Here is an 8,191-nt window from a genome sequence, read left to right on the forward strand (position 1 = left end):
CATGTCATGGGTATGTCTGAACTAAGGCCGCACTTGTAAATTTGAGATACGATTTGTATATTATAACCCACACGATGGCTAACCAAAAAAACGACAAGCTATGAAAAAGGTTCTCGACATTTTCGCCCGCAAAGGACGCAACACCATCAGCATTCATCCCGATGCCACCGTCCTCGACGCCCTCAAACTGATGGCCGACCGCAACATCGGTTCGGTCGTAGTGCTCCACCACGAGCAGTACCAGGGGCTCATGACCGAACGCGACTATTCCCGCAAGGTGATCCTGCTGGGTAAATCCTCCAGCGACACCCGGGTCAAGGATATCATGACCACCGACCTGCCGCGGGTCTCTTCCGAACACACCCTGGAGGATTGCATGGAATTGATGAGTAATAAAAACGTCCGCTACCTCCCCGTGTTCGACCACGGCCGGTTCAGCGGCATCATCTCCATCAACGACGTGGTTCGCGAGACCATCTCTTCCCAACAGGAGACGATCGAGCACCTGCAGAATTTTATCCACTCCTCGTAGCGGACCCGCCTTGGACGCAATAAGAGACCCCGGACGAGGGGTGGAGGAGGATATTTTCGAGGAAGTGATGTAGCAGGCTCCGGGAAAATAGCGGGCCCTAGGCAAATGTAAAGCGGTACGTACGGTGCACCTTATCGGTGATCGCCCCCGTGGCCTCATGGATCGCCAGCATCTTCTGGTTGAAGTCTCCGACCCAGGCAAGCTCCACGCCCTTGATGGTGTGGCGGGGGAGCACCTCGTCCTGGAGACAACGGATGAGGGCGGACTCGATGCCGTGGTTTTGGAATTTTTTCTTGCACCCCATCACGATGATGCGCAGCCGGTCGATAGTGGTCGTCTTCCGGTAGTAAAGGAACTTGAGCTTGGCCCAGAGGTTCATCTTGCCGTGCAGGTGCTTTAAGATCTGGTTGGCGTCGGGGAGGCAAAGCACAAACCCGATCGGCTCGTCCTTATGGTAAGCAAACCAAATGATCTTTTCGTCCGCTATCGCCTTCATTTGCCGGAAGGACTCACGGATGGCGTCCAGGCTCAGGGGCGTGAAGTTCTCGAAGTTGCTCCAGGCATCGTCGTAAATCTCCTGGAACTCGCGGAAGAACTTTTCGCGCCCGGTATAAGAAAAGTGTTTGAAGCTGTAGCCCGGCTTACGCATCACCCATCCGGAAATCTTGGTGAAACGCTCGGAGATCGGCACCCGCGCGTCGAGGAAGTTGGTGAGCTGGTCGTATTGTTTTACGAACCCGTACTTTTCGAAAAGCTGGACATAGTAGGGCGGGTTGTAGTTCATCCCCAGGCTGGGCGGTTTGAAACCTTCCACCAGCAGACCCCAGTATTTTTCGTTTTCGCCAAAGTTAATGGGGCCGTCCATCGCCGTCATACCCTGCTGGCGCAGCCAGGCGGCCGCGGTGTCGAACAGCAGGAAAGCCGCGTCTTGCGAGTCGATGCATTCAAAAAAACCCACGCCGCCCACGTGCGTCGCCTTCGCTTTTTCATAATTCACGAAAGCCGCGATCCGGCCGATGATGCGCTCGCCGTCGTAGAGCAGCCACCGCGTGCAAACGCCGTGCGAAAAGAAGCTATTGCGTTTTGGATCGAACACCGCCCTGATATCGTCATCCAGGGGCGAGATCCATTGGGGATCGTTCCTGTAGTGTTGGTGGGGAAAACGGATAAATTCGGAAGCGAGTCTGGGCGTAGTGACCGGTACGATGTGCATAAGGAATTTTTATCGGATCACTACTTCCCGGACAACGAAATCGCCCAGTTTCTCATTGACCCGGCCCGCGATAAGGTCCTTCTGATAGGACAACTCCTGCTTAAGGGGGGCGATTGTCGTAGTGATGAAGAGGGTGCCCCTGACCAGCTCCAGCCGCTCGGTATACCTGGAGACGGTCTTACCCATCACCTCTTCCCAGACCGATTCGATCTGGAGCGCCTGTATGTCGAACTTGAGCCGGCTCTTGTCCAGGAATGCCTTTAAGGCGTTTTGCATGGAGTACTCTCCCATGCCCCTAAGGTACGGCATCCAGGAAAACCCGGAGGTATTTACAAAGAAATAATCTGGTGCATGACATCCAGCTCGTTCAACGCCTCCTGGAGGCGGTCCTTGTGGGTGTCGGTGATAAAAAGCTGCGCGTCGGTATAGGCGCACACCTGCTCGAGCAGGTGCCCCATGCGGCTGGCGTCGAGCTTTTCGAAGACGTCGTCCAGCAGGAGGATGGGTGAAAAGCCCTTGTGCTCGCGGAGCACGTCGAATTCCGCCAGCTTGAGGGCAAAGAGCAGGCTCTTGCGCTGGCCCTGGGAGGCGAACTGTTTGAAGGGTTCGTTTTGCATGAGGAAAACGACATCGTCCTTGTGGATGCCCACGTTCGTCCGGGCGGCAGCCAGGTCGCGGGAACGGCTCTGGTGCAGGCCCTCGGCAAACGGCTGGGTCAGGAGCTGGCTGTCGTACTGGAGCTGGAGGTATTCCTCGGTCCCCGAGATGTCCAGGTAGTGCTGCTGGATCACGGGCAGCAGCGCCTGGAGGAAGACGCGTCTTTCCTCGAAGATCGCCTGGCCGGCCGGGGCCAGCTGGGCGTCCAGGACGTCCAGCAGCGAGTTGTCCACCCGCCTGGTTTCAGTGAACTGCTTGAGCAGGCTGTTGCGCTGCTGGAGGATCTTGTTATAGACGATGAGCTGCTGGAGATAGTGCGCGTCCAGCTGGGAAATCAGCGTGTCCAGCCAGCGCCGCCGCGATTCGCTGCCACCGATGATCAGCTCCACGTCGTCGGGGGCGATCATGACACAGGGGAACAGCCCGATGTGCTGGGAGAACTTCTCGTATTCCAGGTCGTTACAGCGGATTTCCTTTTTGTTCTGGCCGCGGAAGATACAGGCGATCTTGAAGGCTTCCCCGTCCTTGTCGAAAAGGCCTTCCAGGCGGAACCCCTGTTGCCCGGTCTGTACGTTCGAATTGTCGCTGTTGGTGAAATAGCTCTTCGTAAAGCAGAGATAATGAATGGCGTCCAGCAGGTTGGTCTTTCCGACGCCGTTGAGGCCGGAAATGCCTACTACCCGTTCTTCGAAGGTGAAGTGGTCGATGTAATAGTTCTTGTATTGGGTTAATTTCAACTGCTGCAGCTGCACCGTGCAATATACCTTTTTCTGCCAAATAGGCAGCGTCCCGAGGGGATTTTTGTTTATTGTGACCAAAGCCTTATTTTTGCCCGCAAAATTTTCACGCTGTGGCGACCAAATTTTCGAAGGATACATACTTATACTGGTACGAGTTGATGCTGCTCCTGCGGCGTTTTGAAGAAAAAGCCGGGCAGATGTACGGGATGCAGAAAATCCGCGGTTTCTGCCACCTTTACATCGGTCAGGAAGCGGTTGCCGCCGGTTGCATCACCGCCACCAAACCGGAGGACAACATGATCACGGCTTACCGCGACCACGCGCTGGCCATCGCCAAGGGTGTTTCCGCCAAAAGTTGCATGGCGGAATTGTACGCCAAGGCCACCGGTTGCTCCAAGGGCAAGGGCGGGAGCATGCACTTCTTCGGCAAGGACGTGAACTTCTATGGCGGTCACGGGATCGTCGGGGCCCAGATCGGGACCGGCGCCGGGCTGGCCTTCGCCGACAAATACAACGACACCGACAACGTCACCCTGGCCTTTTTCGGGGACGGGGCCTCCCGCCAGGGGATGCTCCACGAGACGTTTAATATGGCCATGACCTGGAAGCTGCCCGTCGTGTTCATCTGCGAGAACAACCACTACGCGATGGGCACTTCCGTACAGCGCACCTCCAACGTCGTCGACATCTACAAGCTCGCCGACGCCTATGACATGCCCGCCGACAGCGTGGACGGGATGTCCCCGGAGGCCGTGCACGAGGCCGTCGCCCGCGCCGTCAAACGCGCCCGCGCCCAGGAAGGACCGACCCTCCTGGAGATCAAAACCTACCGCTACAAGGGGCACTCCATGAGCGACCCCGCCAAATACCGGACGAAAGAAGAAGTCGAAGAATACAAGGAAAAGGACCCCATCGACTACGTCCTGGGCGTCATCAAGAAGAACAAGTGGGCCACCGACGAGGAAATCCAGGCGATCGACGACCGGGTACACCAGGAAGTGGAAGACTGCGTCAAGTTCGCCGAGGAGTCCCCGTACCCCGCCGACGACGAGATGTACAAGGATGTGTATGCGGAAGAAGGCTATCCCTTTATTGTAGATTAAATCCAGTGCGCCGATGGCGCCCGGCCCGAAGGGCCATAATGAAATAAACTTGTTATATGACGGATAAAACCCCCACTGTGGAGACTGTTGACTCTGATTCCGAGTTCCTGGATAGTGCCAAAAACTTCTGGACCAAATACTCCAAACCCATTTCGTATATCGGCACCGCGGTCATCGTGGTCTGCGCGGCTTACTACGGCTACAAGAACTACGTGGTCGATCCCAAGAAGGCCAAGGGCGACGACGTGATCGCCGCCGCGCAGGAATACTTCGCCATGGACTCCCTGGACCGCGCCCTCAACGGCGACGGCGTCAACCCGGGCTTCCTGAAGATCGAATCCAAGTACGACGGCACCGACGCCGCCAACCTGTCGCACTACTACGCCGGCGCGATCTACCTCCGCAAGCAGGACTTTGCCAACGCCATCAAGCAGCTGAAGGACTTCTCGACCGACGCCACCCAGATCCAGTCCAGCGCCTACCGCATGCTCGGCGACGCCTGCATGGACAGCGGCAAGAAGGAAGACGGCGCCGACTACTATAAGAAGGCCGGCACCCTCAACGACAAAGACCCCTTCACCTCCAGCGAAGACCTGTTCCGCGCCGCCCTGGCCTACGAAACCATGGGCAAGAACGAGCAGGCCATCGAGCTCTACAAGGATATTAAGGAGAAATATCCCAAGACGGAGAAAGGGATGATCGTAGACAAGTACCTCGCCCGGCTGGGGTACACGCAATAACCGCCTGCCCCCGGGGCGCACTTACACAACTATGGCTCAAGTCAGCAACAGCAACCTATACGTTGACGATGCAGGCATCCTGGACGCTCAGGATGCCTGTGTTGTTATTGTCCGCACCGAATGGAACGCGGCCATCGTGGACGCCCTGGAATCCGGCTGCCGCAAGACGCTCACCGACCGGAAGGTGTCCTCCATCACCACCGTGACCGTCCCCGGCGCGGTCGAGATCCCGTTCGCCATAAAAGCCTATTGGGAGTCCGCGAAATACTGGAACCACCGCCCCTGCGTCTTCATCGCGCTCGGCTGCGTCATCCAGGGCGGGACCCCGCACTTCGAATACGTCTGCCAGTCGGTCACCGACGGCGTGACCCAGCTCAACCTGACCCTGCCCGTGCCCGTTATCTTCGGGGTGCTCACCCTGCACAATGAGCAACAAGCCTGGGAACGCCTGGGCGGACCCCACGGCCACAAAGGAGAGGAGGCGGCCATCACCGCCCTCAAGATGGTGGCCCTGCAAAGACAGATGCGGACCAATCACCCATAAACACCTAATGAACGTAGAGCTTTTCATTCCTTGCTTTGTCGACCAGCTGTATCCCCAGACCGCCTTCAACATGGTCAAGGTACTCGAGCGCGTCGGCTGCACCGTTCACTACAACACCGCCCAGACCTGTTGCGGGCAACCCGCCTTTAACGCCGGTTACTGGAACGAAGCGAGGGACGTCGCGGCCAAGTTCCTGAACGACACCAAGGGCGCCGACTATGTCGTGGCCCCCAGCGCCAGCTGCACCGGTTTTGTCCGGAATTATTACCACAAGCTCTTCGACAACTCCTCCCGGCACAACGCCGTCAAGGACCTCGCCGCCCGTTCCCTGGAGTTCACCGAGTTCCTCACCGACGTCATGCACGTCGACAAGGTCGGCGCCGTCCTCGAAGGCAAGGCGACCTACCACGACTCCTGCGCGGCCCTCCGCGAGTGCCACATTAAGGAAGGCCCCCGCCGCCTCCTGGCCGGCGTTAAGGGCCTCGAGCTCGTCGAGATGACCGACGTCGAAACCTGCTGCGGCTTCGGCGGCACCTTCGCCGTCAAGTTCGAACCGATCTCCGTGGCCATGGCCGAACAAAAGATCGAACACGCCCTCGACACCGGCGCCCAATACATCATATCCACCGACCTCAGCTGTCTCATGCACCTCGACGGTTGCATCCGCAACAAGGGCATAGCCCTGAAGACAATGCATATCGCGGACGTGCTGGCCAGCGGGTGGGAGTGGGACTAGCGCGCCGCGCCGCCACCCGGGAGTTCTCAACATGTAAACTTTTTTTATGTCCTATTGGCTCGTCAAATCTGAACCTTCGGTGTATAGCTGGGAACAATTCCGGAAAGATGGCAAAACCATGTGGGAAGGCGTCCGCAACTACGCCGCCCGCAACAACCTCCGCGCCATGAAAAAAGGCGACAAGGTGTTCTATTACCACAGCAACGAAGGCCTCGAGATCGTCGGCATCGCCGAGGTCGTCAAGACCGCCTACCAGGACCCCACCACGGACGACGCCAACTGGGTCGTGGTCGATCTGAAACCCGTCCATACGCTCAAAAAGCCTGTCCCTTTGACGGTCCTGAAATCCGACAAACGCCTCGCCGACCTCGACCTCGTCCGTCTGGGTCGCCTGTCCGTCGGCGCCGTCAAGGATGACGAGTACAAGGTCATCATGGAATTAGCCGGTGAAAAATGAGCGTCACCAGCCCTTTGCTCACCGCCCTGACCCCGATGCTCGAGACCCCGGATCTGCCGGGGACGAGGGACTTCTATACCGGCGTGCTCGGGTTCACCTGCACCGCCGACACCCCCGAATGGCTTTGTCTGACCCTGGGGCCCGCGGAATTGATGTTCTCCGGTTTAAATGAGCACCGCGGCTTCACGGCACCCGTTTTCTCCGGATCGTTGTACTTCCGGACCTCCGACGTCGATAACCTTTGGGTTTCTCTCCGCGACCGCGTCACCGTTTGCTATCCCATCGAGACCTTCGACTACGGCATGCGCGAGTTCGCCATATACGATAATAACGGATATTTGTTGCAATTCGGGCAGGAAACCGAATAATCCCATGCGCCTCCTTATCGTTGCCTGTCTTTTGTCCGTTGCCGGCCTCTTGTGTGCCGCCGTTCCCGCGCTGGCCCAAGGCCCTAACTGGATAGTCGACGCCGCCAAAGCCACCGACAGCCTTCCTCCCGTTTGGGCGTCCTTCGGCGCGGACGAACCCAACTACGCCACCACCGCGGACGGATTGCACCTGCTTGACGCCTTTGCCTCGATGGGCAAGCCCGTATATGTCCGTCTGCACAACCTCCTCACCACCGGCGACGGCCGCCCCGCCCTCAAATGGGGCTCCACCAACGCCTATACCACCGACGCCGCCGGCAACCCCGTCTACGACTGGACGATCCTGGACTCGATCTTCGACGCGCTCGTGCACCGCGGTCTCCGCCCCCTGGCGGAAATCGGCTTTATGCCTGAAGCGCTCTCATCACACCCCGAACCCTATCGCCACCACTGGGCCCCGGGGAATAACTACAACGACATCTTCACCGGCTGGGCCTATCCCCCCAACGACTACGCCCGCTGGGCCGCCCTCGTCGAAGCCTGGGTCCGCCACTGCGTGACCCGCTATGGCGCCCCCGCCGTGCGCACCTGGTACTGGGAAGTCTGGAACGAGCCCAACATCGGCTACTGGAAAGGCACCCCCGCCGCCTACGACAGCCTCTACGACTACACCGCCGCCGCCGTCCGCCGCGCCTGCCCCGGCGCCCTCGTCGGCGGCCCCGCCAGCACCGGCCCCGGCTGGGACAAAGCCGCGGACTACCTCCGCGCCTTCCTGGAGCACTGTCGGACGACCGGCGCCCCCCTCGACTTCATCAGCTTCCACGCCAAGGGCAGCCCGCGCCTCGCCGCCGGCCACGTCGTCATGAACATGACCCCTGAATTGCGCGACGTCGAGACCGGTTTCCAGATCGTATCCGCGTCGTCGTACAAAAACCTCCCGATCCTCATCACCGAATTCGACCCCGAAGGCTGCGCCGCCTGCTCCGTCGCCACCAACCCCGAAAACGCCTACCGCAACGGCACGATGTACTCGTCGTATACCGCCGAAGCCTTCGCCCGCCTCTACGACCTCGCCGGCCAATACCACGTCAACCTCGCCTA

The 8,191-nt window shown here is 58.9% G+C and carries 11 protein-coding genes; 8 read left to right on the forward strand and 3 right to left on the reverse strand.

The genetic code is table 11. From position 1 onward, the window contains the following. The first annotated feature begins 100 nt into the window (after positions 1-100). Positions 101-532 carry a CBS domain-containing protein gene (locus VL547_RS18705; protein ID WP_325580745.1) on the forward strand — a complete coding sequence of 144 codons (432 nt, stop codon included), beginning with the start codon at positions 101-103 and terminating at the stop codon, positions 530-532. Positions 533-629: 97 nt separating this feature from the next. Here VL547_RS18705 and VL547_RS18710 read toward each other — a convergent pair whose 3' ends face one another. From VL547_RS18710 to recF, 3 genes are read right to left on the reverse strand one after another with little or no spacing between them, the layout of a single operon-like run. Continuing rightward, the gene (locus tag VL547_RS18710; protein WP_325580747.1) at positions 630-1,745 is read right to left on the reverse strand and encodes a GNAT family N-acetyltransferase; all 1,116 of its coding nucleotides are present in this window, start codon (positions 1,743-1,745) and stop codon (positions 630-632) included. A gap of 9 nt (positions 1,746-1,754) precedes the next feature. Then, positions 1,755-2,036: a DUF721 domain-containing protein gene (locus VL547_RS18715; protein WP_325580749.1), complete on the reverse strand. Its 282-nt coding sequence runs from the start codon at positions 2,034-2,036 to the stop codon at positions 1,755-1,757. A gap of 38 nt (positions 2,037-2,074) precedes the next feature. Continuing rightward, a complete protein-coding gene (gene recF / locus VL547_RS18720) occupies positions 2,075-3,220 on the reverse strand; it encodes a DNA replication/repair protein RecF (protein ID WP_325580751.1) in 1,146 nt (381 codons plus the stop codon). Between the two features lie 32 nt (positions 3,221-3,252). Here recF and pdhA point away from each other — a divergent pair, with 32 nt between their 5' ends. From pdhA to VL547_RS18755, 7 genes are all read left to right on the forward strand, one after another. Beyond that, entirely contained in the window at positions 3,253-4,245 is a 993-nt protein-coding gene (gene pdhA, locus VL547_RS18725; protein WP_325580753.1) for a pyruvate dehydrogenase (acetyl-transferring) E1 component subunit alpha, read from the forward strand. A 56-nt stretch (positions 4,246-4,301) separates the two neighbouring features. Then, positions 4,302-4,985 (forward strand): tetratricopeptide repeat protein, encoded by a 684-nt coding sequence (locus VL547_RS18730; protein ID WP_325580755.1) that lies wholly within the window; start codon positions 4,302-4,304, stop codon positions 4,983-4,985. Positions 4,986-5,016: 31 nt separating this feature from the next. After that, positions 5,017-5,529 (forward strand): 6,7-dimethyl-8-ribityllumazine synthase, encoded by a 513-nt coding sequence (ribH, locus tag VL547_RS18735; RefSeq protein ID WP_325580757.1) that lies wholly within the window; start codon positions 5,017-5,019, stop codon positions 5,527-5,529. Positions 5,530-5,536: 7 nt separating this feature from the next. Next, positions 5,537-6,265, forward strand: a complete 729-nt coding sequence (locus tag VL547_RS18740; RefSeq protein ID WP_325580759.1) for a (Fe-S)-binding protein — start codon at positions 5,537-5,539, stop codon at positions 6,263-6,265. A 46-nt stretch (positions 6,266-6,311) separates the two neighbouring features. Then, positions 6,312-6,722, forward strand: coding sequence for an EVE domain-containing protein (locus VL547_RS18745; RefSeq protein ID WP_325580761.1), 411 nt, complete (start codon positions 6,312-6,314; stop codon positions 6,720-6,722). Further along, entirely contained in the window at positions 6,719-7,090 is a 372-nt protein-coding gene (locus VL547_RS18750) for a VOC family protein (protein WP_325580763.1), read from the forward strand. The genes VL547_RS18745 and VL547_RS18750 overlap by 4 nt, the downstream gene beginning before the upstream one ends. 4 nt (positions 7,091-7,094) lie before the next feature. Continuing rightward, the coding region (locus tag VL547_RS18755; protein WP_414648351.1) for a GH39 family glycosyl hydrolase at positions 7,095-8,191 on the forward strand (1,097 nt) is incomplete at its 3' end.

The sequence above is a fragment of the Dinghuibacter sp. genome (assembly GCF_035492835.1).
In the GTDB taxonomy this organism is placed as follows: Bacteria; Bacteroidota; Bacteroidia; order Chitinophagales; family Chitinophagaceae; genus Dinghuibacter.